The following is a 26,046-nucleotide window of genomic DNA, read 5'->3' as shown; positions in this document are numbered from 1 at the left end:
GCAGTCCTTCGTCAGGTCATGGCGGGCGGTCGAAACCACGGGCGTTCCTCAAATCGACGGGACAGGATGTAACCGAAGCACGGGGCTCAACGCAAGCATATGTCGCATGCCGATTTGAATTAAGAACAGACGACCCCTGTGAATTAGGATGACGCCGCGCGATTCGGCCGGCGGTCGCGCGAAATTGGGGGGGCCGGCCAGAACGTCGGAGCGCCGCATCCATGATGCGCTATGACCGGCCGGTCATCGGCCTCGCCTTCTGCCTGTCGGGCCTTGCCGGTTTCGTCGATGCGCTCGGCTTCCTCAGCCTCGGCGGCTTCTTCGTCTCCTTCATGAGCGGCAACACCACCCGTTTCGCCATCGAGCTCGCCGGCCGCCATGCCGGCGGCATCCTACTCGCCGCGACGATCCTCGGGCTCTTCGTCCTCGGCGTCGTCGCCGGCTCGCTCGCGGGGCATTTCGCCGGGCGCCAGCGCAAGGCGGCCGTGCTCGCCCTCGTCACGCTCGCCCTGCTGCTCTCGGCCAGCCTCGATTCGATCGGGCTCGGCATCGCCGGCGCCGGCGTCCTCGCCATCGCGATGGGTGCCGAGAACAGCGTCTTCCAGCGCGACGGCGAGGTCACGATCGGGCTGACCTACATGACCGGCACGCTGGTGAAGATGGGGCAGCGCATCGCAGGCGCCCTGCTCGGCGGGCCGAAGCTCGCCTTCCTGCGCCATTTCGTGCTCTGGCTCGGTCTGCTCAGCGGCGCGGTTGCCGGCGCCGTCGCGCATGGCCGCATCGGGCTCGACGCGATCTGGCTGGCGGCAGGCGCCGCCGCCCTCTTCACCCTCGTCGCGCTCTTGATGCCCGAACGCGACTGACCGGAGCTTTGCCGCGTCGGAGGAATCGGTCATGTTTCGCGCACGATCAGCCGGAGCTTTCCCGATGCGCGCCTCTACTATCCTCGTCCCGGCCTTCGCCGCGCTCCTGCTCTCCGCCTGCCAGACGCCGTCGGGCGGCGCCCCCCCGGCGCCGCCGCCGTCGCAGGCCGCGCCGGGCGTCACGCCGAACACCTTCCGCATGCCCGCGGGCACCGGCTGTTCCGGGGAGGTCGAGCGCTTCCAGGCAGTGATCGACAACGATCTCGCCACCGGCCACACCACCAAGGGCGTGCATGACCGGGTCAGCGGCGAGATTTCGCGCGCCCGCTCGACCTGCTCGGCCGGCAACGATGCCGGCGCGACCGGCCAGATCCGCGCGACCAAGGCGAAGTTCGGTTATCCGGGGTGAGCCATGCTCGTCATGCTCGGGCTCGACCCGAGCATCTCGGAAACCAGTGGCTTCTCGTCCAGAGATTCTCGGGTCGAAGCACAGCTTCGCCCGAGAATGACGGAGACGTTCAGGCCGCCAGGCCCCGCTTCTCCAGCAGCGCATCCGGCGTCGGCAGGCGGCCGCGGAAGAGCGTATAGGCCTCGGCCGCATCGCGCGTATCGCCGGCCGAATAGATGTAGCGCTTCAGCTTCTCCGCGACGGCGGGCGAGAACACGTCGCCCGTCTCGGTGAAGGCGTTGAAGGCATCGGCATCCATCACCTCCGACCACAGATAGCTGTAATAGCCGGCCGAATAACCGTCGCCGGAGAAGACATGGGTGAAATGCGGCGTGCGGTGCCGCATGGTGATCTCGGCGGGCATGCCGATGCGGGCAAGCTCCGCCGCCTCAAAGGCAAGCGGATCGACCTCCGCCGGGGCCTCCAGCGAATGGAAGGCGAGATCGACCAGCGCCGAGGAGGTATACTCCACCGTGGCGAAGCCCTGGTTGAAGGTCTGCGCCTTCTCGATCTTCTCGATAAGCGCCTCAGGGATAGGCTCGCCCGTCTCGGCATGGCGGCAGTATTCGCGCATCACCTCACGCGTCATGAACCAGTGCTCGTAGAGCTGCGACGGCAGCTCGACGAAATCGCGCGCCACCGAGGTACCGGCGAGCGAGCCATAGGTCACATCCGAGAGCAGCCCGTGCAGGGCATGGCCGAACTCGTGGAACAGCGTACGCGCATCGTCGAGCGAGAGTAGCGCCGGCTTGCCCTCGGCGGGCTTGGCGAAATTGCAGACATTGACGATGATCGGCCGGGTCTCGCCGTCGAGCTTGCGCTGGCCGCGGAAGGCGCTCATCCAGGCGCCGGAGCGCTTCGAGGCGCGGGCGAAATAATCGCCGACGAACAGGCCGATATGGCGCCCGCTCGCCGTCTCCGTCACCTCGAAGATGCGGACATCAGGGTGATAGCCCTTGAGTTCCGGCCGCTCCGCGAAGGACAGCCCGAACAGCTTGCCTGCGACGTCGAAGGACGCCTGCCGGATGCGGTCGAGCTGGAGATATTGCTTCAGCACGGCCTCATCGAGCGCATAGGTGTTCTGCCGGACTTTCTCGGCATAGTGGCGCCAATCCCAGGGGCGGATCGGGCCGTTCTCGCCCTCGCTCTGCGCCAGCGCCGCGAGATCGGCGGCCTCGCGCGCCGCGCGCGCCTTGGCCGGTTTCCAGACCAGTTCCAGCAGCCCGCGCACATGCTCCGGCGTCTTCGCCATGGCATCGTCGAGCTTGAAATGCGCGAAGGTCGGATAGCCCAGCAGCTTCGCCTTCTCGGCCCTGAGCTTCACCATCTCGGCGACGATGGCGCGGTTGTCACTCTCAGCCCCGTTCTCACCGCGCTTGCTCCAGGCGATGAAGGCCTCCTCGCGTAGGTCACGACGGGTCGAGAAGGTCAGGAACGGCTCGATGATCGAGCGCGACAGCGTCACGGCATGCTGGCCGGGCTTGCCGCGATCGGAGGCGGCACGCGCCATCCCCGCCTTCACGAACTCCGGCAGGCCGGCGAGACCCGCTTCATCCGCGATGAACAATGCATAGGAGGATTCGTCCTTCAGCACGTTCTGGCTGAACTGCGTACCAAGTCCGGCCAAGCGCTCGTTGATCGCAGCAAGGCGCTTCTTGTCTTCCGGCTTTAGCTTCGCACCCGAGCGGATGAAGCCCTTGTAGCTGCGCTCCAGCAGGCGCGCCTGCTCCGGGTTCAGCTCAAGCGTATCGCGCTTCGCATTGACCGCATCGACACGGGCGAACAGCCCCTCGTCCATCATGATCGCCGACCAGTGCCGCGAGGTGATCGGCGACATCTCGCGCTCGATCGCCTGCAAAGCCTCGTTCGTATCGGCGCCTGTCAGGTTGTAGAAGACGCCGCCGACACGACTAAGCGCCCGCCCTGCCCGCTCCAGCGCCTCGATCGTGTTGGCGAAATCGGGCGCGGCCTTCTCAGTGACGATCGCCGCGATCTCATCCTTGTGCTTGGCGAGCGCCGCCTCAAAAGCCGGGCGGATATGCTCCGGCTTGATCGCCGCGAAGGGCGGCAGCCGGAACGGCGTCTCCCAGCGCGTGGCGAAGGGGTTTTCGGCCGGCAAAGGCAAGGCTTCGGGATAGGCGGTCTCGGCAGAGCTCATCGGATCACTTTCGCGAAACAGGCAGGGTCACTTGCCGTCGAAGATATGTGCGAGATAGCGGCGCATGAAGGGCGGCATGTCGTGCTTTTCGGTCTCAGTGAGATCGCGCACGATGACGATGTCCGACAGCTCCTCCTCTTCCAGGCCCTTCATCCGCTCCAGCATCAAGGCGCGTGCCTCATCGGCCGGAAGATCGATGCGAACCTCCCGCATGAAGGCGATGCGGCCCTGCTCAATCAGCGCGGTCCAGCCCTCGCCCACTGCGAGTTCCTCGACACGCAGGCCCGTCTCCTCGCCGAGTTCGCGGGTGACGCTGCCGGCGAGGTCGAGCGTGCCGTCGGGGCGGGCATCGTCACGATCGGGCGTGCCGGCAGCGAAATAGACCTTGCCGGCATTGGCGGTGTGGTCGCCCATCTTACCGCAGAGAAAGGCGCCGTCATTGGCCCGGAGCGCAGCCATAGCGAAGCCGTTGCGGATGACGGGGCCGGGATGGCCGACATCGCGCCAGGTCATGAAGGCGGCATAGTCCGTCTCGAAATAACCCGCCTCGAACACGCCGTCGCGGATCGCGGCGCGGTGCTGCAGCATGACACGGCCGTTGAACATCGTGGGCTTGCCGGCGCTGATCTCGGCCCAATGCGCCGCGATCTTCTCAGCGTTCTCGCGCACGAAGGTCCAGTCATAGGGCTCGACCAGGGCATCGACCCGCGACAGCCGGACGATCGAGCCGTTCTCGACGTCATCGCTCACAGCAGCACGCCCTCGCTGACCACGATCGCCGAACCGCCGATACGGGCGGAAACCAGCGCACCGCCGCGCACGCTCAGCTCCAGCGTGATCTGCGACGGCCGGCCCATCTCGTAGCCCTGTTCGATGACGAGGCGGTGGTCGCCGTCCTCCGGCTTGTCATAGGCGATGATCGCGCCGGCGAAGGCGGCGACCGCCGAGCCCGTCGCCGGGTCCTCGACGACGCCTGCGCCCGGCCAGAACATGCGCGCATGGTAGTGATGCCCGACCTCGGCGGTCTCGCGGCAATAGACGAAGGCATTGCCGTTCGGCGTCTCCGCCATCACCCGCTCGAAGGCGCCTGCGACCCGGGCGCGGGCGACGGCCTCGCGGCTAGCGACCGGCACGGTCGTATAGGCAACGCCGGCCGAGAAGGCGCTTGGCCGATGCGCGTCGAAGCCGAGATCGGCCGGGTCGAGCCCGAGCGCTTCCGCCAGTTGCGCATCAGCAACCGGCAGATCGAGCGGCTCCGGCTGGCGCGGCAGGGTGAAGGTGGCGTGGCCGGCATGGCTGCCCTTGATCGAGACCGCGCAGGAGACCGGCCCGACCTTCTCCTCCAACACCAGCATGTCGGCGGCCTTGCCCTCGGCCTCGTCGGTGAGCGCGAGCCAGACCGCCGTGCCGACCGTCGGATGGCCGGCAAAGGGCAGTTCGCCACCCGGCGTAAAGATGCGGATCGCGGCGCGATGCTCCGGCTTCTCCGGCGGCGCGACGAAAACCGTCTCGGAGAGATTGAACTCACGGGCGATCGCCTGCATCGCCTCGGTGTCGAGCCCCTCCGACTGGAGCACCACGGCCAGCGGGTTGCCGGCATGGCGGCGCGTGGTGAAGACGTCGAGCGTGACGAAGCGGCGTTTCATCGATGCGTCCTTGGGGATCAGCCTTCGGGGATGTCGAGTTCGACGGTGAGCGGGCAATGGTCGGAGGCCTTGGGCCTATCCCAGCCGGCGCGCGGATAGCGGTTCGCGCAGGTCGCAAGCGTCGCCATCGAGCGGTCCGGCTCGCGCGGATCGAGCGGTACGCGATAAGGCAGGCCGCGGCGGATCATCTGCATGGCCGGCGCCGGGTTCGCCGCCGCCAGCGCAGGCGAGAGCAGGATATGGTCGAGCGGCATATGGCTGTCGACCAGCCTCTCCCGGCTCTCCGACCAGTAGCGCCGGAAATGCGTCCAGCGCTCATGCACCGGCTGCGTGTCCATCGGATCGACCGCGAAATCGTCGAGCAACGGCTCGATGCCGCTGGCGCCCTCGTCGACGACTTCGGCACGGGGCCCGAGCCCGTAACGGTAGCCGTTGAGATCGCCGAGCACGATCCAGTTGGTCTCGCGCCAGCCGCCGCCGAAGCGCTGCTGGACCAGCCAGCGCACGGCGCGCGCCTCGGCGCGGCGTACCGGCAGTGTCGCGATGCGCCCATCCTCGCGGCCGTTGTTCATCGACTTGAGATGGCAGCCGAACAGGCTGAGGCGGCGCCCATTGAGGCTCAGCTCCACCTCCAGGCAATCGCGCGCGAAGACCTTGGCCTGGGGCCCGATGCCGAGCATGGCGAGCTCGCGATCATGCACGCCGGCCTCAGCGAAGGTCAGGTCCTTGTGCGAGCGCACCGTGACTTGCCCCGGCCCGAACAGATCTTTCCGCGCGGCGAAGCCGATATCGATGTTGCGGCGGTCATTGCCGTCGATCAGCGTGAAATGGCCGTAGCGATGGTCGGCGATGCGGTGGACGTAATTGGCGAAGAAGGCCTGCAGGCTCGCCAGCGAATCGACCTCCTGCAGCATCCAGAGATCGGCCTGCGCCTCGGCGATGGCGAGCGCCGTCATCTGGCGCTTGTCGTCTTCCAGCGCGACGGCAAGCGAGCGCTCCACGGCGTCGCGCTCATCGGCACGCGGGAAATGGAACAGCGACATCGCAGCCGCCGTCTCGGTGCGCCCGCCCGGCTCGAAGCGATGCCGCGTCAGCAGGTTCTCGACATTGAAGGTGCCGACGCGCAGCTTCATCGTCGGACGCTCAGATCGCTTCCGGCGCGAAGACCTGCGAGGGCGTGACGAACTCGTCCTGCGCCGCCACCGTCAGGATCTCACGCGAGCCCGCCTCCTTCGTCCGCTTCAGCAAACCGTAGATCGAGGAGGCCGCCTTCGACAGCGCAGCCGACGCCGATTCCTCGCGCAGGTAATGGGTGAAGAACAGGGCCGCGATCGCATCGCCCGCGCCGTTGACGCTGACATCGAGCTTGGGCGTGCGTACGCGCCAGCTACCCTTGGCATCGGCCGCCATCAGGTCGATCGAGTCGCCCGGCGTCTCCTCGGTCTCAAGCGAGGTCACCATCACGACCTTCGGGCCGGCATCGCGCAGCGCCTCGACCGCCCGATGCGCATCGGCGAGGGTCTTGATCTCGACATCGGTCAGCAATTCCAGCTCGAACCGGTTCGGCGTCACGATATCGGCGGCCGGCACGGCCTGCTCGCGCATGAATTCAGGGATGCCCGGCCGCACGAAGACACCCCGGCCGACATCGCCGATGACGGGATCGCAACAGTAGATCGCCTTCGGGTTGGCGGCGCGCACCCGCTCCACCGCCGAGAGGATGGCATGGCCGATATCGGCCGAGCCCATATAGCCGGAGATGACGCCGTCGCAGCTCCCGAGCACGCCGCGCTCGGCGATGCCGTCCATCACCTCGTCGATCATGCCGCCATCGAAGACGCGGCCCTTCCAGCTGCCATAGCCCGTATGGTTCGAGAACTGCACCGTATGGATCGGCCAGACATCGACACCGAGCCGCTGCATCGGAAAGGTCGCGGAGGCGTTGCCCACATGGCCATAGGCGACATGGGACTGGATCGAGAGAATATTCATGGTCCGAAGCGATACCCCGTTCGCGGTGGGACCGCGAACCTAACGGCTCTCACGCGGGGCGCAAATCGAAAGCGGTGAAGCGACCTATCGCTAACGCGCGGCGGCTATTCCCGCGGCGCGATATTGGCCATCGTCGTGGTCAGGACATAGCGCAGGCCTTCGGGCCGGTAGTCCAATTTGACCTCACCCTGGAATTTCTGCGCCATGACGCGCTCGACCAGCCGCGAGCCAAAACCCTGCCGCCGCGGCTTGGCGACAGGCGGCCCGCCGCTCTCGATCCACTCGAAGCGGAAAACGTCCTCGCTCTGCGGCCGCCCGACACTCCAGCGGATCGAGACCTCGCCGGTCTCGACCGAAAGCGCACCATACTTAACCGCATTGGTCGCCAGTTCGTTGGCGGCGAGCGCCAGCGTCATCGCCTGGTCGGCCGTCAATTGCAGCGGCGGCCCTTCGACCCGGATCGTGCCGATATCCGAGCGATGCGGCGCCAGCGCGCCGTCGATCACGGCGCGGATCGGCGCGCTGCTCCAGCTCGACCGGGTCAGGATGCTGTGCGCCTCGCCGAGCGTCGCGATACGGTCGCTGAGGATGGACTGCGCCTCCTCCAGCGTCTCGGCCGAACGGAAGGTCTGGCTGGCGATCGCAGCGATCATCGCCAGCGTGTTCTTCATGCGGTGCGCGAGTTCGGCATTGAGCAGGCGGCCGTTGCGCTCGGCCTGCATCTTGCCGGTCGTTTCCATCACCGTGTCGATCACGCCGAGCACGCGGCCGGTCTCGTCGCGGATCGGGCTGTAGCAGAACGTGAACCAGGTCTCTTCCGGATGGCCGTAGCGGTCGACGGTGAGCGGAAAATCCTGGATGAAGATCGCCTCACCCGCGAAGGCGTTGTCGACCAGCGGGCCGATATCGTCCCAGACCTCGGCCCAGACATCGCGGAACGAACGGCCGAGCGCACAAGGCTTGTCGCCGAGGATCGGTCGGAAGGCATCGTTATGGATCGTAATCAGGTCCGCGCCCCAGACGATGCATTTGGGAAAGCGCGAATTGACCATCATGCCGACGGCGATCTTCAGCGCGGCGGGCCAGCCGGAGATCGGCCCCAGCGGCGTCGTGTTCCAGTCATGGTCGCGAATGGCAGCGGCCATCTCGCCGCCGCCATCCAAAAAGGCGTGCTCGCCGCTCACGTGATTCCCCCCGCGCCAAACCAGCGCAGCATGCACCTAACGCAGATCGAGCGCGTTGCCAAAAGACAGGCCGCGCGCTCGTGCATAAGTTCAGGAGCCGGAGGCTGCCTTCTTGGCGAAGCTGTCGATAAAGGTCTTCGTCAGGTCGACATTCGAGTTGGTCAGCTCGGGGTCGAGCAGCTTGAGCGAGTCGTACATGCTCTTCATCGCATCGGGGGTCGAGATGCCGGTGCGCGAATAGCTCTCCTGCGAGTTCTTGACCGCCTGGAGATAGAGCGGCTTGTCGCCGAGCAGGTACTCTTCCGGCACCAGCGCCGCGACATCCTCGGGCTTCGCCGTCTCCAACCACTTCAGCGACTTCATCAGGGCATTGACCAGCTTCTGGGTCGTGACCGGGTTCTTCTCGGCGAAGTCGTTCTTGAGATAGAGCACGGCCGCCGGATTCGAGCCGCCGAACAGGCCCTTGGTGCCGGCCTCGGTGCGGGTGTCGATCAACGAGACGATGTCGCCATCGGCCTCGAGCTTCGAGGTGACGGGATCGAGATGCGAGATCACGTCGACCTGCTTCTGCTTGATCGCCGCGATCGCGCTCGCACCGGCGCCGACACCGATGATCGCGGCATCCGTGGCCTTCAGCCCCGCCCTGACCATGGCGTATTGCGCCGTCAGCGCCGTCGAGGAGCCCGGCGCGGTCACGCCGATCTTGAGGCCCTTGAAGTCCGCCGCCGACTTCACCTTGTCGGCGAGATCCTTGCGCACGGCGATGGTGATGGCCGGGAAGCGACCGAGCTCGATCACCGCGCGGATGTCCTGGCCCTTCGCCTGCATGCGGATGGTGTGCTCATAGGCACCGGTCACGACATCGACAGAGCCCCCGACCAGCGCCTGCAGAGACTTGGCGCCGCCGCCGAAATCGTTGATCTCGACATCGAGGCCCTGGTCCTTGAAGAAGCCCTTCTTCTCCGCGACCGTCAGCGGGAGATAATACAGGAGCTGCTTGCCGCCGACGCCGAGCGTGAGCTTCGGCTTCTCGGCATTCTGGGCGAAGGCCGGGACGGTCAAAGCCGCCAGCGCGAGGCCGGCCGCCAGCATCAGGTGTCTGCGGTTCATCGGGGTTCCTTCCCTGCGGATTGCTTTGTTCTGAAAGCCTTCTTGCAGGCAGTTGTAGTGAGTAGCCCGCGCCCCGCCAACCCCGCCTTGCGTATGGGCCGGGCGTCTCAGTGCAGGATGCGGCTGGTATAGAGCGCGACCGCGAAACAGGCTGCGGCGATCCCCAGCAGGGCCCAGCTCGCGCGCGTCGGGTTCTCCAGCGCCGCCTCGGAGGGATTGGCGGGGTCGTAATGCACCTCGACCTTCGCTCCGGCCGGATAGCGCCCGGCCACCCTGTCAGCGATGGCACGCGAACCGGACACGACGAGCCCGACCGCGACCTGCCGGCTGGCATAGCTTTGGCCAGCCACCTCGTAGCGATACTCCACGATCGGCACATAGGTGCGGCGCGTCGGGCCGGAATCCAGCGAACCGCGCTCCTCGACCCGGCTCTCGACGATCTCGCCCGGGACCACCGGCCAGGCATTGGCGCGCTTGAGGCGGCGCCGATAGGCCAGGAAGAAAGCGAGCGCCGCAAGGCCGATGCCCGCTGCGAACAGCGTGACCGTCACATCCGCATCCGGCGCAACCGACCGCAGGACGGCCGGCCCGAACGCAAAGGCCCAGTAGATACCGGCAGCGATCACTCCGAAGAACGCCAGCACGCCGCCGCAGCCCTTGACGATGCCCTTCGGCGCATCGCGCTCCAGCACGTTGCTGTCGGGATCGGCAGGGTCGTAATAGACCGTCACCGTCGCCCCGACCGGGTAGCGCTTCAGCGCCTCGTCGGCGAAAGGGCCGCTGATATTGCCAAGGCTGACGCGCGTGCCCTGATAGTTCCGGCCCCGCACCGAGAAACTATAGGCGACATCCGGCACGTTCTCGGTCGTACCGATGGTGCTGCCGGCCGGCGGGCTGCGGCTCGCCATGCGCGAGCGGGTGATCCGGCCCTGCACCTGCGCCCAGCCCTTTGCCTGCCGCACCTTGAGGAAGCCGTTGACGATCAGCGCGATCAGCATCACCGCCATCGGCAGGAAGATCAGCGCGACGACGCCGAAGGTCGAGTTCGCGAAAGGCAGGCGCTCCTTCCAGCTATCCGGCAATTCGGAGATGACGAAGAGGAGCGCGATCGAGGCGATGACCGCGATGATCGCCCAGACCGGCGGCTCGCCCCGCGCCTCGGCCGCCTGCTTGCCGGACGCCTTGCGCTGCCAGGCACGCTCTTCGCGCCAACCGGTCTCGCCGCGCAGATAAGCCAGCAGAACCGCCTTCAGCGCCGCCGCATCGACAGTGTCGTCAGCCTCGAAACGGTTCTCGCCGTCGTGATAGGTCAGGCGGAATCGCCCCTCGCCCTTGGCGAAGGCCTCGATATCCCCGTCATCATCCGCAAGATTGACGAACCAGCCGGCCTCGCCGCGACAGCCGTCGACCGCCGCGATGACATCCGCCGGCTTGGGAGATTCGATGATGCGGTCATTGACGTCGAGTTCCATGACCCGCCCCCGCCACGCTTGATCGCGGGGCGGAGCATGAGCCTGCCCGGCCCCGCTAGCAAGCGGAGATGACGTTAGGTCGTCGTCGTCGAACTCTGACCGGGTCGCCAGACCAAGAGCCGCTTCTCGATCAACGTCACCAACGAGTCGATCGCGATGACGAAGATCGCCAGGATCAGCATGCCCGAGAACACGCCGGTGACGTCGAACACGCTCTCGGCCTCGTGGATCTTGTAGCCGAGCCCGGCCGAGGACCCGAGATATTCGCCGACGACAGCACCGACCAGCGCGAAGCCGACCGAGGTGTGCAACGAGGAGAACATCCAGGTCAGGGCCGAGGGCCAATAGACATGCTTGAAGAGCTGGCGTTCGTTCATGCCGAGCATACGGGCATTGGCCAGGATCGTCGGCGAGACCTCGCGCACGCCCTGGTAGACGTTGAAGAACACGATGAAGAAGACGAGCGTGAAGCCGAGCGCCACCTTCGACCAGATGCCCAAGCCGAACCAGAGCGCGAAGATCGGCGCCAGCACGACGCGCGGCAGGGCGTTCGCCGCCTTGATATAGGGGTCGAACACCGCCGAGAGCAGCTCGCGCCGGGCGAAGGCGAAACCGAACAGGATGCCGGCGAGCGAGCCGATCACGAAAGCCAGCACCGTCTCCGTCAGCGTGATGCCGAGATGCCAGTAGATATCGCCGCTGGTCAGCTGCTTGAAGGTGCGCGTCAGCACCGCGACCGGCGTCGAGAAGAAGAACTGCATCGTCTTGACGTCGCCGAACAGGCTCGTGGTCGTCACGACATGCCAAATCAGCAGAAAGGCCAGCATCACCAGGATCTGGAGCGAAAGAAGCTTCATCCGCTTCATGACGCGTCTCCCCCGACGAGCTCGCGCCCCTCGCCCATCGCATAGGCCTTCTGCACCTCGACGCGCAGCGAGGCCCAGATGTCGCGGTGGATTTCGTGGAAGGCCTTCTCCAGCCGGATATCGGCGATGTCGCGCGGACGCGGCAGGTCGACCTTGTAATCGGCGACGATCCCCGCCGCCGGCCCCGCCGACATCACAACGACCCGGTCGGAGAGCGCGATCGCCTCTTCCAGATCGTGGGTCACGAACATCAGCGCCTTGCGGTCGCGCGACCAGAGGTCAAGCAGGAGATTGCCCATGATCTGCCGGGTCTGCGCGTCGAGCGGCCCGAAGGGCTCGTCCATCAGCAGGATCTCGGGATTGCGGATCAGCATCTGCGCGAGGCTGACGCGCTTGCGCTGCCCGCCCGAAAGCATATGCGGATAGCGGTCGACGAAGGTGCGCAAGCCGACGCGGCCGAGCCATTCGCGCGCCCTCTGGTCGGCCTCGCGCTCGGGCACGCCCATCGGCTCCAGCGCGACCTTGACGTTCTCCAGCGCCGTCTTCCACGGCATCAAGGCGTCCTGCTGGAAGAGATAGCCGGCGCGCCGGTTGAGCCCGGACAGCGGCTTGCCGAAGATGCCGACCGTGCCGGCCGAGGGCGCGAGCAAACCCGCCGCCGCGTTGAGCAGCGTGGACTTGCCGCAGCCGGTCGGGCCGACGATCGAGACGAACTCGCCCGGATGGACCTTGAGGTCGATGCCCCTCACCGCCTGATAGCGGCCGCCATCGGCGAGATGGAAGGTGATGTCGATGCCGCCGAGCGCCACCGCCGGATTATCAGACGAAACCGCCCCCGTGCCCGCATGCGCCTGCGGGCGATCCTGCAACTCCATGAAATCCGTTTCCCCGTCGGGCTCAAGGCTGGACGCCCGGCCGTCAGCTTTTTTTCACGTTGCCGGAATTAATAGGCGATCATCCGGGGAAGGCAACGCCCCGCCCTGCGGCGGCCCGTCGCTTGCATCGCTCCAGCGACACGGCCATATGGCGGGACCGACCCGACCCCGCAGGAGCCGAGCCGAACGCCATGGCCGAACTTGAGCAAGCCATGAAGGCGCTCGTCGACTTCATGCAGACCCATCAGCAATGGGCGATCCCGATCGTCTTCGCGGTCGCCTTCGCCGAATGCGTCGCGATTCTCTCCTGGCTGGTGCCAGCGACCGTATTCTTCACCACATTCGGCGCCGTCGCCGGCGCTTCCGGCCTCAATCTCGTGCCGCTCGCGCTCGCGGCCTCCTTCGGCGCGGGCAGCGGCTTCTGGGTATCCTATGTCGCGGGTGCCCATCTGGGGCCCCGCGTCCACGAATACTGGCCGTTCCGGAACAATCCGCAATTGCTCGATCGCGGCCATGCCTTCTTCGAGAAATGGGGCATCGCCAGCATCCTGATCGGCCATTTCTTCGGGCCGCTGCGGGCTGTCATCGCCATCGTCGCCGGCATCGTCGCGATGCCGTTCTGGGCCTTCCAGCTCGCCAACTGGCTGGCCTCCTTCGCTTGGGGTTTCGGCCTGCTCTATGCGGTCGGCCGCTTCAGCGAATTCCTCGCACGCTGAGCGACCACCGAGGTCGGGTCGCTTCGGCCAAGCAAAAATGCCGGCCGCATGACGCGGCCGGCATCGGCTGGATCGCTCAGCCTGCGCTGCCTTGTGCCGAGGCCGCCTCGGCCTCACGCAGCGCCTGGGCGCAGTCGTCGCAGCAGACCTCGACGGTGTTACCGCCGATCGTCACCTGGACCGTGTTCTCGTCGAGTTCGCAATCGCAGGCTGCACAGGTTCCGCTCATGGCTTGGTCTCCTTGATCCGGGCCGGTCAATCGGCCGCCCCGAGACAGACCACGCCGCGAAAAGCGCCGCTGTCGGATTCTTTAGCGATCCGCTCGGGGCGGCTCGGGCTGCCCGCGCTGAGGCCGCGCAGGATGTCGTCGATGCGCTCGCCGCCCGCCAATCCGCGCCGCTCCTCGGCCCTCAGCGCGATGATCGCGGTCGGATCGCCGAAATAGCGAGCGGCCGAAGCATCGCGCAGGTCGCTGCCGCGCAAGCCGAGATCGCGCAGATCGTGCTCGCTCATTTCGCAAAGCCTGCTGAAATCGCGGCGGGCCTGCAGCCAGCTTTCGATGCCGCCGACAAAGCGGCCAAGAGCCCGGATCGCAGTGGAGGCAGGCTTGGCCGCCCCGATAATGAAGCTGATCATGATATGTCTCCCTGGTCAGAAGTGATGACGTCAGGAGACACCAGGAGACTGACAGCTGCTGTCGGAATCTTTCGCGACTTGTGACAGCTGATGTCAGCGGAGATGCAGCGATCGCTGGAACTCTGCCGGGCTGCGGCCATAGGCCTGGCGGAAGGCGGCGCTGAAATGGCTGTGGCTGGAAAAGCCCAGCTCCAGCCCGAGCTGGGTGAGGTCGTCGCACGCGCCCAGCAGATCGAGCGCCCGGCCGAGCCGCAGGCGCAATTGATAGCGATAGAGCGGCATCCCTTCGACCTGGCTGAAGACCTGCGTCAGGTAGACCGGCGAAACGCCGACCTCGTCGGCGATCTCCGCGAGCGTCCAGCGCCGGGCGAGATCGCTCGCAATCACCAGCTTCGCACGATCGACGAGCTTGCGCCGCCCCGCGGAGCCGCGCACGCCATGGGAGGTCCTTTCGCCGAAGGCTCGTCGCACCAGCGTGAGGACCAGAGTCTCGGCCTCGAGCGTTTCGGCCACGCCGCGATGCAGGCTGTGCCGCAGCAGCGCGACGAGTGCTTGCGCACGCGGATCGATCCGTCGCCGCTGCATCGCGAGGGCGTTCGTGCCTCGCTGCTGCAATTCGGTCGGCACCAGCTCCTGCAGGACAGCCTCATCCAGCTGCAGATCGAGACAGGCGTCGCCGCCGGCCACGGGGTGGCTGACCCGATAGCCCTCATAGGGATTGAAACAGAGCAGCTGATTGCTCTCCGCGACCACATCCTCGCGGCCAACATGGCGGACGAACAGGCCGCGATACGGAAACACCAGATGCGTCCGGTGCGTGCATTCCTCGTCGCTGCGATGCCGGCATTCGCCGGAGCAGACCACATCCCGAACGACGGCGATCTTGCTGTCGAGAAGGTTGCTGATCGAGAATTCCGCCATGGCCGTCTCCCCGGAGCCTCGCCTCGCGACAGGTAAAGCCCTTACGACAATCGAGGGGCGATGATTGTCAGCAGCGCGAGCCGCTTGGCCTGAGGCCGCCGGAAACCTGACTGCCCGGTGAACGCGGCATTCGGAAATCGTTCAAACCGAAAGGCGCTTCTTCATGTCGTCGCATCGCGGCACACCCCAACGGTGAAGCCCGGCGCGACACGCTGAACGGCCCCGTGCCGCCAGCGTCGTCCGACGGAGGGACCCGGCCCCCGGCGGATGCGATGATCCGGGCCGACCCGCGAGGTCCCAGTCATGACGATGTCACGTTTCCTGATACCCCTCGTCGCGCTTGCCGCCATGGGCGGCCAGGCCTTCGCCCAGACCGCGACGCAGGCTCCCGCCACTCCGGCCAAGCCGGCCGCGCCCGTGACAGTGCCCGCCGCACCGGCAGCGCAATCCGCCCCCGCCGCCAAGCCCGCGACCCCGGCCGTCGCCACGCCCGCAGCGGCCCAGGCCAAGAAGATCAACATCAATACCGCGACCGCCGCCGAACTCGACACGCTCAAGGGCATCGGTGAGGCCCGCTCCAAGAAGATCATCGAGGAGCGCGGCAAGGCGAAGTTCAAGGATTTCGCCGATCTCGTGAAACGCGGCACCCTGCCGTCCAATGTCGAGGCCGAGATCAAGGACAAGGTCACCTTCTGATCGGTCCTCGCCTGTAAAAAAGCCTCCGGCGCCAGGCGCCGGAGGCTTCCTCCGATTTCATCTTTTTATGCGGTGCCTCAGGCCAGGCCGAGGACCACCGCCAGCATCATCGCCAGCGACAGCGCCATCACGACGCGGATACCGACCGGCGTTTCAAGAATGCGTAAGAGTTCCATCACGGCCTCCCCTGTGGCGGGCAAACACGAACGGCTTCGCAAAACTCACCTTCAGTAGATGGTCGCTTCGATCACGATCCAGGCGATCGTCACCATGACGAGACCTCCGATCAGGACCATCAGCACCGGCCGGTCGAGAAAGCCCTGCCGTGCCTCCACCGGCGTTTCTACCGCCGGGTCGGCATCGCTGTGATCATCAGCCCGCATCGGCGGGATCGGATCGCCGCCGCGCAATTGCTCGGGGTCCTGAACCGGTACTCTGGGTCGCGTATCGACCGTCATGACCGTCTCCCTTGGTCTGTCGCAGGCCTTTCCGGCCATGCACCGTAAGGAAAACGCCCGGGCGCCCGGAGGGTTCCAGCCGGCGCCGCAACGAAAGCGGGCGGCAGCCTCTCGGCCACCGCCCGCAAACAAGAAAATCAAATTATATCAGTGGACTGCAGGATATTCCGGAATCAGGTCCGGAACATCTTGAATCAATCTGGGAAGCGGCTTCCCCTCCCGTCATTCTCGGGCGCTGCGGAGCAGTGACCCGAGAATCTCCAACCGGAAAGAGCGCCTCTCCGTCCTGAGATGCTCGGGTCAAGCCCGAGCATGACGGAGCTTGGAAGAACTCAGTTCTTGGTCTTGTCGACCAGGGCCTTGGCCTTGATCCACGGCATCATGTCGCGGAGCTTGGCGCCGACTTCCTCGATCGGATGAGCGGCGTAGCGGGCGCGGGTCGCCTTGAACGAGGTCTGGTTGACCTTGTTCTCGAGCATCCAGTCGCGGGTGAACTTACCCGACTGGATGTCGGTCAGCACGCGCTTCATCTCGGCCTTGGTCTCGGCGGTGATGATCCGCGGGCCGGTGACGTACTCGCCGTACTCGGCCGTGTTCGAGATCGAGTAGTTCATGTTGGCGATGCCGCCTTCGTAGATCAGGTCCACGATCAGCTTCACCTCGTGGAGGCACTCGAAATAGGCCATCTCGGGGGCGTAGCCGGCCTCGGTCAGCGTCTCGTAGCCGGCCTTGATCAGCTCGACCAAGCCGCCGCAGAGCACGACCTGCTCGCCGAAGAGATCGGTCTCGCACTCTTCCTTGAAGGTGGTCTCGATGATGCCGGCGCGGCCGCCGCCATTGGCCGAGGCGTAGGACAGGCCGAGGTCATGGGCGTTGCCGGTCGCGTCCTGGTGGATCGCGATCAGGGTCGGCACGCCGCCGCCGCGCTGATACTCGGAGCGAACGGTGTGGCCGGGGCCCTTCGGGGCGACCATCAGCACGTCGAGGTCCTTGCGCGGCTCGATCAGGTTGAAATGAACGTTGAGGCCGTGCGCGAAGAGCAGCGCGGCGCCTTCCTTCATGTTGGCATGCAGCTCGTCGCGATAGATGTCGCCCTGCAGCTCGTCCGGGGTCAGCATCATCATGATGTCCGAGACCTTGGCGGCCTCCGACGGGGTCATCACCTTGAAGCCGGCCTCTTCGGCCTTCTTGCGCGTCGCCGAACCTGCCTTGAGCGCGATGATGACGTCCTTGACGCCGGAATCGCGCAGGTTGAGCGCGTGGGCGTGGCCCTGCGAGCCGTAGCCGACGATGCAGACCTTCTTGCCCTTGATCAGGTTGATGTCGGCATCACGATCGTAATAAACGCGCATGGGTGTCTCCTTTGTCACGCGTTGGACTTGTCCCGACCCGAGGCATGCCGCCCCGCGCCGTAGAGGGTGAGAAACTGTTCGGTCGCCCGCTCGGCGTCAGTGGCGATCTCGGCCCGGCTCAGCGTCAGCGTATCGCCGAGCAGGAGCCGAATCTGAACGTCGCGGCCGGCGAGGCCGAAAAAGGTGCGGAAGGCCGTCTCGGTATCGTCGAAGGCGAGCAAACCCGCCTCGCGCCCGGCATCGAGCACCGGCTTCAGGCGCTCACCGATGGCGAAGCGGCCATTGGCCAGCACGATCGAGCCAAGATTGCCGTCGCGCGAGGCTGCCTGGCTGATACCGATGCGGTTGAGCGCGATCGAGGTCGGCGAGGTGATCACCTCAAGCCAGTTCGCCGCGAAGCCCTTGAGGCTCTCGCGCAGTGCGCCGGCATCGAGATTCTGCCGGTCGAAATTGCCCGCCCTCACCTTCGAGGCCTGCCACTGCACGGTCGCGGTCAGCAAGCCGTCGCGATCGCCGAACCACTTGTAGAGCGTTTCCTTGGAGCAGCTGGCGCGCCGCGCCACGGCGGTCATGGTCAGCCCGCTGCCCTTCTCGACCATCAGGCTCAGCACGGCATCGAGCACGGCCTGCTGGCGCGCTGTCAGCGCCTCGCCTTGCGTCTCTGCGGAGCCTTGCGTCATGGGCGGAAGAAATCCAGTACCGTACGTTACGGTTCAGGCATCTATCGCAGCGACGGGTGGGCCGCAAGCGTTATTCGCAACTGGCGCATGGCCGAAGAAGAATTATCTCTGGACCATCGGATATCGAGGAACGGAGCCCTTCATGACCCTGCCCAGCGCCCATGCCGTCGTCAGCTTCTGGCGCGAGGCCGGCCCGGAGAAATGGTTCGCCAAGGACGAGGCTTTCGATGCCGAGATCATCAGGCGCTTCCTCCCGGCCCATGAGGCCGCAGCAGCCGGACAACTCGCTGATTGGGAGGATACCCCGGAAGGCGTCTATGCGCTGCTGATCCTGCTCGACCAGTTCCCGCGCAACATGTTCCGCTCCAGCCCGCGCGCCTTCGCCACCGACGCGCAAGCGGTCGAGATCGCCGAGCGCGCGATCGCCAAGGGCTTCGACGAGACCTACCGGCCGCCGGAGAAGCGCTTCTTCTACATGCCCTTCATGCACTCGGAAGGGCTCGCCGATCAGGAGCGTTGCATCGAACTCTGCGCCGCCGCCGATGATGCGGACGGCGTGAAATATGCAGAGATCCACCGCGACATCATCCGCGATTTCGGCCGTTTCCCGCACCGCAACCCGGTTCTCGGCCGCAAGACCACGGCGCAGGAAAAGGCCTTCCTCGACGAAGGCGGCTTCAGCGGCTGAAGGATCGCGACGGCCGTCAGGCCGTCGCCTCCCGATGCGCCTGCGCCATGTCGGCGAGGCTCTTGAAGTGGAAATCGACGCTCGGCCGCTTCTCCGGCACCTGCGTCGCGCCGCTGCCCGCCTTGGCGAAGCGCCGATCGATCCAGGCTCGCGCCAGCCCGGCCTTCTGTGCCGGCACATGGTCGTGGAACAGGCTCTGCGCGGTATGCAGCACCTCATGCGCGGCGAGCCCGAGGTCGGCCTCAAGATGTTCCAGCAGGAAGGCGAAATTGCGCGGATCGGGCTTGTAGGAGCCGATATCCTCGGCGGTGTAGATGCCGTCGAAGGTCACGCCGAGCTTCCGGTTGCTGGCGGCAAAGCTCTGGCGATCGACATTGGAGAGGATCACGAGCTTGTAGTGCCGCTTGAGATAGGCGAGCGCCTCGGCTGAATCGGGAAAGGCCGGCCAGTCCGGCACCGAGGCGCCGAAGCGCTCGTTGAGATCGGCATGGATGCGCAGGCCGAGATCTCGGGCGAAGCGGGCATGCACCGCGGCGAGCAGCGTCGGATAGCGCAGGGAGGGCGTCGCCTCCTCCTGCTCGGTCTCGTAGCGGGCGAAACGGGCGAGCGCATCCTCGCGCTCCAGCGCGATCCCGCCGACGCTCAGCAGCGGCTGCAAAGCGTTCCAGATGCCGGTCTCCCAGTCGATCAGGGTGCCGTAGCAATCGAATGTCAGGACTTTGAAATCAGTCAGCTTCATGGCTGGGCGCTCCTCAGGCGGTCATTGCAAGCGCTCAAGCTAGCCAACACCGGCACGGCCGTGATGAGGCGAAACTCCGAACGGCTTGACCGAAACTCCGATGCCGGGATCAGACCCCTGCCGGCCCTCGGTTCGCGGCGCGGAACTCGCTCGGCGTCAGGCCAAAGCGGCGCTTGAACTGCCGATTGAAGGACGCGGCGTTCTGATAGCCGAGATCATAGGCGATCTCCGAAACCGGCGCGGCCGTCGTCGCCAGCCTCTCGGCGGCACGCTCGAACAGGCGCTGGAGCTGCAACTGCTTGGGCGAGCGGCCCATCGTCGCCCGGAACAGCGCGTGGAACTGGCTCTGCCCGAGCCCGGCCATCCGGGCCATCTGCGCGACGCCTGTGCCCTGCCCCGCCTCGGCCACGTCCAGCACACGCCGCTCCGCGCGCGACCAGGGCTGCGGCCGCTCGCCCGGTTCGACCAGATGCAGCGCCGTCATCGCCATGCGCGCGGCGCCCCCGCTCGGGCAGGCCCCGGTTTCAACCTCGGCTCCGAGCTGGCGGAACATCCGCCACAGCCAGGGCGCGATCGGCAGGAGCGAAGGCTCCGCGCTGTTGAGCAAGGCCGGCTGCGCCTCGCTACCAAGGCCCGCCACGTCGACATCGAGGATGAACATGCTGCAATCGCTGCTCGGCTCGAAGCCGTGCTCGCAATGCCGTGGGATCAACGCCACGCAGTTATGGGAGACGACGCCCCGGCGCCCTTCGACATCCAGCCGCATGGCGCCCTGCATCGGCAGCAGGATCTGGCTGAAATCGTGATGATGCCGATCACCACCGCGATAGCTGCGGACCTCAAGCTGGATCGACATCGGCCGCCCTCCTCACCAAGTCATGCGCGCCCATGTCCCGCGAGGCAAGACGGCACGATCAGGCGGCTGGTCAGCCGCCCGCGACCTGCTGGCTCGCGATGCGCTGCAGGAAGATCGCCGCGATCGTCAAAAGGAACCCGGCCCACCACAGTGGCGAGCGCAGGCTCTTGCCGCTGCCGAGCGGCTCGACCTGCCCCTTGCCTGAGAGCCGCATCATGATCGGCCAGGCGAAGCAGGCAAGCCCGGCAATGCCGAGGAAAAGCGCGATATGTTCGAGGCTCGGTGTCGTCATGCCCTTACCCTCGCAAATGCTGGCTTCGCCGGAAAGGCCGGTCCCAGTTTCAGGGCCCGCAGGGGATCGCCATACAGCCCCGCGACGAGCAGCGCCAGTTGCCTGTCGATACCCGGCAAGCGCGCCAGAGGCGGCACGAGCCGGTCACGCAGCAGCGGCAGCAACCGGCTGTCGGATTGGTAGAACGGCGTGAACAGGCGGCTCGCCGCCTGATAGAGCCGGACATGGAAGCGCCGTAGCTGAGCATAACGCTCCAACGCGCCGGCGATATCCGCAGCCTCGTTCACCGCCATCGCCAGCGCATAGGCATCGAGCAAACCCATATTGGCGCCCTGCCCGAGCTGCGGGCTGGTCGAATGGGCGGCATCGCCAATGAAGGCGAGCCCGCGCCCGGCCGGAACCGGCAAGGTGTGGTGACGATACGAGGCCAGCAAGAGTTGCTCGGATGACGTGATGGCCTCCAGCATCGGCGCTGTCTGCGGCCAGTGACGAAGCACGTCGGCTTTCCAGGCATCAAGGCCGCGCGCCTGCCATTGCGCGTGCTCGGCCGGCTTCAGGCTCCAGAAGAAGGAGGCGAGCAGCCTCTCATCCTCCGGTCGCCGGCCGATCGGCAGCACGCCGACCATCACGCTCGCGCGGCGATAGCGCTGCTCCAGCGCATGCGGATCGAACCCCGCCGCCAATGGCGCATTGGCCCAGACCGCGCCATAGGCCAGCGGGCGCTGGCGCACCGGCCGCAAGGCCCGGCCGATCAGGGGCGAGCGCGCCCCCGTGGCATCGATCGCAAGGTCGAAGGGCCCGAGCTTCCGCCCGTTATCCAGGATGAGGGAGACCTGCCCGCCACTGCCGCTATCGATATCCGTGACCTCGCAGCCGGTCTCCACCGCGATCCCGCGCGCCGACACAGCTGCGAACAGCGCCTCGAACAGGCTGCCACGATGAATGCCGAGGCCGAAGGCGTCGGGGCCAAGCGCCACGTAGCGCACATCGAGCACGACGGAACCTGTGGCCGCGCCGAGCCCATAGAGCCGGTCGAGCCTGCTGCCGCGCGCGATCAGCGCATCGGCGAGGCCGAGCTCGCGTAAAACGGCAAGCCCGGTCGGCTGGAGGATCAGGCCTGAGCCCAACGGCTGCGGCGTCGCGAAGCGCTCGACCAGCGTCACGCGGTGCCCGGCGCGCTCCAGCAGGAGCGCAGCCGCGAGCCCCGCCGGCCCGCAGCCGGCGATCGCGATTTCGTAGCGGCGCGTCACCGGCGCAGGTCAGTGATTACATCGATTCCGGGCCGCGGCTCATCGCGGCGATGCCGGTGCGCGAAACTTCGGTCAGGCCGACCGCCGTCATCGTCTTGATGAAGCGCTCGATCTCCTCGGTCGCTCCGGTCAATTCGAAGACGAAGGAGGTCAGCGAGGCATCGAGCACGCGCGCACCGAAGGCCGAGGCGAGGCGCATGGCCTCGACGCGATGATCGCCCTTGCCGACGACCTTGACCAGCGCGAGCTCGCGCTCGATCGCCTCGCCCTGCTCGGTCAGGTCGACGACGCGATGCACCGGCACCAGCCGGTCGAGATGCGCCTTGATCTGGTCGATGACATTGGCCGTGCCGGAGGTCACCACCGTGATCCGCGAGAGATGCTTCTCATGCTCGGTCTCGGAGACTGTGAGGCTCTCGATATTGTAGCCGCGGCCCGAGAACAGCCCGGCGATGCGGGCAAGAACGCCCGGTTCGTTGTCGACGATCACCGCCAGCGTATGGCGCGCGGTCGGCTGGGCCTTCGGAGCATTCGGGTAGTGGGTGGCGGGCTTCGACATGACGGACCTGTGAGGCGGGTTGGAGCGAAAGAGAAGGAATGATCAGCTGTGGCGGAGATCGACGAGGGCGGGTTCGTCCACCTCGTCCTGCGCTACGATCCAGGGCTCGACCAGCGCGGCGGCGAGCCACTCGCGATAGGCCGGCAGCGCGAGGATCGCGCGCATGTAGTCCTGCGAAACCGGGTCGACCGCGATGCCATAGGTATCGAAGCGGGTGACGACCGGCGCGAACATCGCATCCGCAGCCGAGAAGGCGCCGTAGAGGAAAGGCCCGCCCGCGCCGAAGCGCTCGCGTGCCTGCCGCCATAGCGCGGTCAGCCGCTCGACATCGCGGGCGACGCCGGGACCACGGTCGCGCGCGGCGAAGCGCTTGCCCAGATTCATCGGGCAGGCACTGCGCAGCGCCATGAAGCCGGCATGCATCTCGCTGGAGACAGCCCGCGCATGCGCACGCGCCGCAGTATCGCGCGGCCAGATCCCGGCCTGCGGATGCGTGTCATGCAGATATTCGCAGATCGCCAGCGTCTCCCACACGGCGACATCGCCATCGACCACCATCGGCAGCGTGCCGCCGCTGCCGGGCGCCGCGGCGAAGACGGTCTCCTTGAAGCCGGGCTCGTCGAGCGGCACGAGCTGCTCGGTGAAGGCGATGCCAGCCACGCGCATCAGGAGCCAGGCCCGAAGCGACCAGGACGAATAGCACTTGTTGCCGATCAGAAGCTTCATGCCGCGGCAACCTCCCACTCATCGACGAAATCGAGTGCCGCCGCGACATGCAAGGCCGTCGTATCGAACACCGGCACGGAAACATCGCCCTGCGACAGCAGGAGGCCGATCTCGGTGCAGCCGAGAATGACGCCGTCGGCGCCCTCCTCCTTCGCGGCGCGCGCGACGATGGCGCGGTAGCGCTCGCGCGAGGCAGGCTCGATCCGCCCGCGGCACAACTCCTCGTAGATGATGCGATGGACGTCGTCGCGCTCTTGCGGTTGTGGCACCAGCGCTTCGACGCCGAAGGCTTTCAGCCGGTCGCGATAGAAGCCCTGCTCCATGGTGAAGCGCGTCGCCAGCAGAAGCGACCGGCGCGAGGGCGAAGCCAGAACCGCCCGCGCCGTCACGTCGGCGAGATGCAGGAAGGGCAGCTTGGTAGCGGCGATGATCTGGTCCGCGACCTTGTGCATGGTGTTGGTGCAGAGAACGAGGCAGGAGGCCCCGCCCTGCTCGAGGCGGCGCGCGCTCGCGGCCAGCACAGCACCGGCCGCAGCCCAGTCGCCCTTGGCCTGCATTTCGGCGATACCAGCGAAATCGACCGAATGCAGCAGCACGTCGGCCGAATGCAAACCGCCCGAGCGCGCACGGACGCCCTCGTTGAGGAGCCGGTAGTAGACCGCGGTCGACTCCCAGCTCATCCCGCCGATCAGACCGATGCTGGCCATGGTGTTTTCCTTCCCGCACCGCTGCCGTCATTCTCGGGCGAAGCGGAGCTTTGACCCGAGAATCTCCCCACGGAAAGGCACGGACTGGCGCCTCGCTCCGCCTGAGATGCTCGGGTCAAGCCCGAGCAAGACGCTGCCTCGTCAAACGAGCTGCTTGCCCTTGGCGTCGATGATCTCGCCGGTATCGCCCTCGAAATCGGGCAGGATCATCTCGTTATGGGCCTTGCCCGACGGGATCATCGGGAAGCAGTTCTCTTCCTTCGCGACGAGGCAGTCGAAGATCACCGGACCGGGCGTCTCGATCATCTCCATGATCGCGTCATCGAGCTTGGACGGGTCGGAGCAGCGGATGCCGTGGCCGCCATAGGCCTCGGCCAGCTTCACGAAGTCCGGCAGGGACTGCGAATAGCTCTCCGAATAGCGCCCGCCATGCAGCAATTCCTGCCACTGGCGCACCATGCCCATGTACTCGTTGTTGAGGATGAAGATCTTCACCGGCAAACGGTACTGAACGGCCGTCGACATCTCCTGCATGTTCATCAGGATCGAAGCCTCGCCGGCGACGTCGATGACCAGCGCCTTGGGATGCTTCATCTGCACGCCGATCGCTGCCGGCAGGCCGTAGCCCATCGTGCCGAGACCGCCCGAGGTCATCCAGCGGTTCGGCTCCTGGAAATGCAGATACTGCGCGGCCCACATCTGGTGCTGGCCAACCTCGGTCGTGATGTAGGTGTCGCGATCCTTGGTCAGAGCATGGAGGCGCTCCAGCGCATATTGCGGCTTGATGATCGTGTCCGAGTTCTTGTAGGCGAGGCTCTTGCGGCCGCGCCAGCCGTCGATCTTCGTCCACCAGGCTGCGAGCGCGGTCTTGTCGACCTGCGGGCTGGTCTCGCGCCAGATCCGGACCATGTCCTCGAGCACATGGGCGCAATCGCCGACGATGCCGATATCGACCTTGACCGTCTTGTTGATCGAGGACGGATCGATATCGATATGGATCTTCTTCGAGCGCGGCGAGAAGCCATCGATGCGCCCGGTGATGCGGTCGTCGAAGCGCGCGCCGATATTGATCATGACGTCGCAGTCATGCATCGCGAGGTTCGCCTCGTATGTGCCGTGCATGCCGAGCATGCCGAGCCACTGCTTGTCGGCGGCCGGGAAGGCGCCCAGTCCCATCAGCGTCGAGGTGACCGGGAAGCCGGTCAGCCGCGCCAGCTCGCGCAACAGCACCGAGGCATGCGGGCCGGAATTGATCACGCCGCCGCCGGTATAGAAGACCGGCCGCTTGGCGCCGGCGATCAGCTCGACCGCGGCCTTGATCTTGTTGAGGTCGCCCTTGACCACCGGGCGGTAGGTCTTGTGCTGGTTGTCGCGCGGGCGGCTATAGGCGCCGGTCGCGAACTGGATGTCCTTGGGGATGTCGATGACAACCGGGCCCGGGCGGCCGTTGGCGGCGACGTAGAACGCCTCGTGCAGGATGCGCGGCAGGTCGTGGATGCTCTTCACCAGGTAGTTGTGCTTGGTGCAGGAGCGGGTGATGCCGACCGTGTCGCATTCCTGGAAGGCGTCCGAGCCGATCAGATGGGTCGGGACCTGGCCGGTGATGACGACGAGCGGGATCGAGTCGAGCAGCGCATCGGTCAGGCCCGTGACGGCATTGGTCGCGCCGGGGCCGGAGGTGACGAGCACGCAGCCGACCTTGCCGGCGCCGGAGCGGGCATAGCCCTCGGCGGCGTGGACCGCGCCCTGCTCGTGGCGGACGAGGACGTGCTTGACCTTGTCCTGCTGGAAAATGGCGTCGTAGATCGGGAGTACGGCGCCGCCCGGATAACCGAACAGGTGCTCGACACCTTGATCCTGAAGCGCGCGGACGACCATCTCGGCGCCGGTCATCATCTCGCTCATTACGCTCTCCTGCGGCTGGTCTTTTTGTCGGTCTGGAATGCGGGCAATAAAAAAGGCCCTCGGAGGGGCCTGGGCGTGCGCTGGCGTCGGGGACGCCCGGTTCGAAAACCGGCCCCTACCAGCGCACCTCTACGAGAATAAGCTTGCGCATTGCGCACATGTTCCTTGACGAAAGTTGCCGAACGCTAACGGAGGCCGCGCAGCCGGTCAAGCGTTAACATGCCCGGGGATCGGCACTTCCGTCGAGTCCG

The 26,046-nt window shown here is 66.3% G+C and carries 29 protein-coding genes; 5 read left to right on the top strand and 24 right to left on the bottom strand.

All coding sequences use genetic code 11. The features are described 5' to 3' along the window. Positions 1 to 221: 221 nt before the first annotated feature. Entirely contained in the window at positions 222 to 863 is a 642-nt protein-coding gene (locus AC3WMA_RS20610; RefSeq protein ID WP_492287218.1) for a YoaK family protein, read from the top strand. Between the two features lie 64 nt (positions 864 to 927). Beyond that, entirely contained in the window at positions 928 to 1,272 is a 345-nt protein-coding gene (locus tag AC3WMA_RS20605) for a hypothetical protein (RefSeq protein WP_492287217.1), read from the top strand. Between the two features lie 109 nt (positions 1,273 to 1,381). Here AC3WMA_RS20605 and AC3WMA_RS20600 read toward each other — a convergent pair whose 3' ends face one another. The 10 genes from AC3WMA_RS20600 to AC3WMA_RS20555 all read right to left on the bottom strand — a co-directional run bounded on the left by AC3WMA_RS20600 (position 1,382) and on the right by AC3WMA_RS20555 (position 12,614). Further along, positions 1,382 to 3,469, bottom strand: coding sequence for a M3 family metallopeptidase (locus AC3WMA_RS20600; protein ID WP_492287216.1), 2,088 nt, complete (start codon positions 3,467 to 3,469; stop codon positions 1,382 to 1,384). Between the two features lie 27 nt (positions 3,470 to 3,496). Beyond that, positions 3,497 to 4,219: an NUDIX hydrolase gene (locus AC3WMA_RS20595; protein ID WP_492287215.1), complete on the bottom strand. Its 723-nt coding sequence runs from the start codon at positions 4,217 to 4,219 to the stop codon at positions 3,497 to 3,499. Continuing rightward, positions 4,216 to 5,115 carry a PhzF family phenazine biosynthesis protein gene (locus AC3WMA_RS20590; protein WP_492287214.1) on the bottom strand — a complete coding sequence of 300 codons (900 nt, stop codon included), beginning with the start codon at positions 5,113 to 5,115 and terminating at the stop codon, positions 4,216 to 4,218. Before AC3WMA_RS20590 ends, AC3WMA_RS20595 begins: the two co-directional genes overlap by 4 nt. A 17-nt stretch (positions 5,116 to 5,132) precedes the next feature. Beyond that, complete coding sequence (locus tag AC3WMA_RS20585) at positions 5,133 to 6,248, bottom strand: endonuclease/exonuclease/phosphatase family protein (protein WP_492287213.1); 1,116 nt, start codon at positions 6,246 to 6,248, stop codon at positions 5,133 to 5,135. 10 nt (positions 6,249 to 6,258) lie between these two features. Further along, complete coding sequence (gene pdxY, locus AC3WMA_RS20580; RefSeq protein ID WP_492287212.1) at positions 6,259 to 7,107, bottom strand: pyridoxal kinase PdxY; 849 nt, start codon at positions 7,105 to 7,107, stop codon at positions 6,259 to 6,261. A gap of 104 nt (positions 7,108 to 7,211) precedes the next feature. Next, positions 7,212 to 8,291, bottom strand: coding sequence for a sensor histidine kinase (locus AC3WMA_RS20575; RefSeq protein WP_492287211.1), 1,080 nt, complete (start codon positions 8,289 to 8,291; stop codon positions 7,212 to 7,214). Positions 8,292 to 8,381: 90 nt separating this feature from the next. Further along, on the bottom strand, positions 8,382 to 9,401 hold the full coding sequence (locus tag AC3WMA_RS20570) for an ABC transporter substrate-binding protein (RefSeq protein WP_492287210.1): 1,020 nt from the start codon (positions 9,399 to 9,401) through the stop codon (positions 8,382 to 8,384). Between the two features lie 107 nt (positions 9,402 to 9,508). Beyond that, complete coding sequence (locus tag AC3WMA_RS20565; protein ID WP_492287209.1) at positions 9,509 to 10,873, bottom strand: DUF3592 domain-containing protein; 1,365 nt, start codon at positions 10,871 to 10,873, stop codon at positions 9,509 to 9,511. 74 nt (positions 10,874 to 10,947) lie between these two features. After that, positions 10,948 to 11,739, bottom strand: coding sequence for an ABC transporter permease (locus tag AC3WMA_RS20560; protein ID WP_492287208.1), 792 nt, complete (start codon positions 11,737 to 11,739; stop codon positions 10,948 to 10,950). After that, the gene (locus AC3WMA_RS20555) at positions 11,736 to 12,614 is read right to left on the bottom strand and encodes an ABC transporter ATP-binding protein (RefSeq protein ID WP_492287207.1); all 879 of its coding nucleotides are present in this window, start codon (positions 12,612 to 12,614) and stop codon (positions 11,736 to 11,738) included. The genes AC3WMA_RS20560 and AC3WMA_RS20555 overlap by 4 nt, the downstream gene beginning before the upstream one ends. A 191-nt stretch (positions 12,615 to 12,805) precedes the next feature. Between AC3WMA_RS20555 and AC3WMA_RS20550 the strand changes: the two genes are divergently transcribed. Beyond that, complete coding sequence (locus AC3WMA_RS20550; protein WP_492287206.1) at positions 12,806 to 13,330, top strand: DedA family protein; 525 nt, start codon at positions 12,806 to 12,808, stop codon at positions 13,328 to 13,330. Positions 13,331 to 13,406: 76 nt separating this feature from the next. Here the strand turns inward: AC3WMA_RS20550 and AC3WMA_RS20545 are convergent, their stop codons facing one another. The 3 genes from AC3WMA_RS20545 to AC3WMA_RS20535 form a co-directional block, all read right to left on the bottom strand. Next, positions 13,407 to 13,559, bottom strand: coding sequence for a hypothetical protein (locus tag AC3WMA_RS20545; protein ID WP_336811447.1), 153 nt, complete (start codon positions 13,557 to 13,559; stop codon positions 13,407 to 13,409). Between the two features lie 26 nt (positions 13,560 to 13,585). Further along, positions 13,586 to 13,966 carry a DUF1127 domain-containing protein gene (locus AC3WMA_RS20540; RefSeq protein ID WP_492287205.1) on the bottom strand — a complete coding sequence of 127 codons (381 nt, stop codon included), beginning with the start codon at positions 13,964 to 13,966 and terminating at the stop codon, positions 13,586 to 13,588. 93 nt (positions 13,967 to 14,059) lie between these two features. Continuing rightward, the gene (locus AC3WMA_RS20535) at positions 14,060 to 14,887 is read right to left on the bottom strand and encodes a helix-turn-helix transcriptional regulator (protein WP_492287204.1); all 828 of its coding nucleotides are present in this window, start codon (positions 14,885 to 14,887) and stop codon (positions 14,060 to 14,062) included. Between the two features lie 303 nt (positions 14,888 to 15,190). Here AC3WMA_RS20535 and AC3WMA_RS20530 point away from each other — a divergent pair, with 303 nt between their 5' ends. Continuing rightward, positions 15,191 to 15,583, top strand: a complete 393-nt coding sequence (locus AC3WMA_RS20530; protein ID WP_492287203.1) for a ComEA family DNA-binding protein — start codon at positions 15,191 to 15,193, stop codon at positions 15,581 to 15,583. Between the two features lie 227 nt (positions 15,584 to 15,810). Here the strand turns inward: AC3WMA_RS20530 and AC3WMA_RS20525 are convergent, their stop codons facing one another. The 3 genes from AC3WMA_RS20525 to AC3WMA_RS20515 all read right to left on the bottom strand — a co-directional run bounded on the left by AC3WMA_RS20525 (position 15,811) and on the right by AC3WMA_RS20515 (position 18,073). After that, positions 15,811 to 16,041 (bottom strand): hypothetical protein, encoded by a 231-nt coding sequence (locus tag AC3WMA_RS20525; RefSeq protein ID WP_492287202.1) that lies wholly within the window; start codon positions 16,039 to 16,041, stop codon positions 15,811 to 15,813. Between the two features lie 332 nt (positions 16,042 to 16,373). Continuing rightward, positions 16,374 to 17,393, bottom strand: a complete 1,020-nt coding sequence (gene ilvC / locus AC3WMA_RS20520; protein ID WP_100963369.1) for a ketol-acid reductoisomerase — start codon at positions 17,391 to 17,393, stop codon at positions 16,374 to 16,376. Between the two features lie 14 nt (positions 17,394 to 17,407). Next, the gene (locus AC3WMA_RS20515) at positions 17,408 to 18,073 is read right to left on the bottom strand and encodes a TetR/AcrR family transcriptional regulator C-terminal domain-containing protein (RefSeq protein ID WP_492287201.1); all 666 of its coding nucleotides are present in this window, start codon (positions 18,071 to 18,073) and stop codon (positions 17,408 to 17,410) included. Between the two features lie 142 nt (positions 18,074 to 18,215). Here AC3WMA_RS20515 and AC3WMA_RS20510 point away from each other — a divergent pair, with 142 nt between their 5' ends. Further along, a complete protein-coding gene (locus tag AC3WMA_RS20510) occupies positions 18,216 to 18,761 on the top strand; it encodes a DUF924 family protein (protein WP_492287200.1) in 546 nt (181 codons plus the stop codon). A gap of 16 nt (positions 18,762 to 18,777) precedes the next feature. Here AC3WMA_RS20510 and AC3WMA_RS20505 read toward each other — a convergent pair whose 3' ends face one another. The 8 genes from AC3WMA_RS20505 to AC3WMA_RS20470 all read right to left on the bottom strand — a co-directional run bounded on the left by AC3WMA_RS20505 (position 18,778) and on the right by AC3WMA_RS20470 (position 25,795). Then, the gene (locus tag AC3WMA_RS20505) at positions 18,778 to 19,500 is read right to left on the bottom strand and encodes a haloacid dehalogenase type II (RefSeq protein ID WP_492287199.1); all 723 of its coding nucleotides are present in this window, start codon (positions 19,498 to 19,500) and stop codon (positions 18,778 to 18,780) included. Between the two features lie 109 nt (positions 19,501 to 19,609). Beyond that, on the bottom strand, positions 19,610 to 20,356 hold the full coding sequence (locus AC3WMA_RS20500; RefSeq protein WP_492287198.1) for a helix-turn-helix domain-containing protein: 747 nt from the start codon (positions 20,354 to 20,356) through the stop codon (positions 19,610 to 19,612). 70 nt (positions 20,357 to 20,426) lie between these two features. After that, positions 20,427 to 20,648, bottom strand: coding sequence for a hypothetical protein (locus AC3WMA_RS20495; RefSeq protein WP_492287197.1), 222 nt, complete (start codon positions 20,646 to 20,648; stop codon positions 20,427 to 20,429). Continuing rightward, complete coding sequence (locus AC3WMA_RS20490) at positions 20,645 to 21,898, bottom strand: FAD-dependent oxidoreductase (RefSeq protein WP_492287196.1); 1,254 nt, start codon at positions 21,896 to 21,898, stop codon at positions 20,645 to 20,647. The genes AC3WMA_RS20495 and AC3WMA_RS20490 overlap by 4 nt, the downstream gene beginning before the upstream one ends. Before the next feature lie 16 nt (positions 21,899 to 21,914). Next, positions 21,915 to 22,457 (bottom strand): acetolactate synthase small subunit, encoded by a 543-nt coding sequence (gene ilvN / locus AC3WMA_RS20485; protein ID WP_492287195.1) that lies wholly within the window; start codon positions 22,455 to 22,457, stop codon positions 21,915 to 21,917. Positions 22,458 to 22,499: 42 nt separating this feature from the next. Further along, positions 22,500 to 23,183, bottom strand: a complete 684-nt coding sequence (locus AC3WMA_RS20480) for a glutathione S-transferase family protein (RefSeq protein ID WP_492287194.1) — start codon at positions 23,181 to 23,183, stop codon at positions 22,500 to 22,502. Continuing rightward, complete coding sequence (locus tag AC3WMA_RS20475) at positions 23,180 to 23,890, bottom strand: aspartate/glutamate racemase family protein (protein ID WP_492287193.1); 711 nt, start codon at positions 23,888 to 23,890, stop codon at positions 23,180 to 23,182. The genes AC3WMA_RS20480 and AC3WMA_RS20475 overlap by 4 nt, the downstream gene beginning before the upstream one ends. A gap of 141 nt (positions 23,891 to 24,031) precedes the next feature. Beyond that, on the bottom strand, positions 24,032 to 25,795 hold the full coding sequence (locus AC3WMA_RS20470; RefSeq protein WP_492287192.1) for an acetolactate synthase 3 large subunit: 1,764 nt from the start codon (positions 25,793 to 25,795) through the stop codon (positions 24,032 to 24,034). Positions 25,796 to 26,046: the final 251 nt, after the last annotated feature.

Source organism: Allobosea sp. FW305-C-101 (genome assembly GCF_058783685.1).
This window is presented reverse-complemented; position numbering and strand designations above follow the sequence as displayed.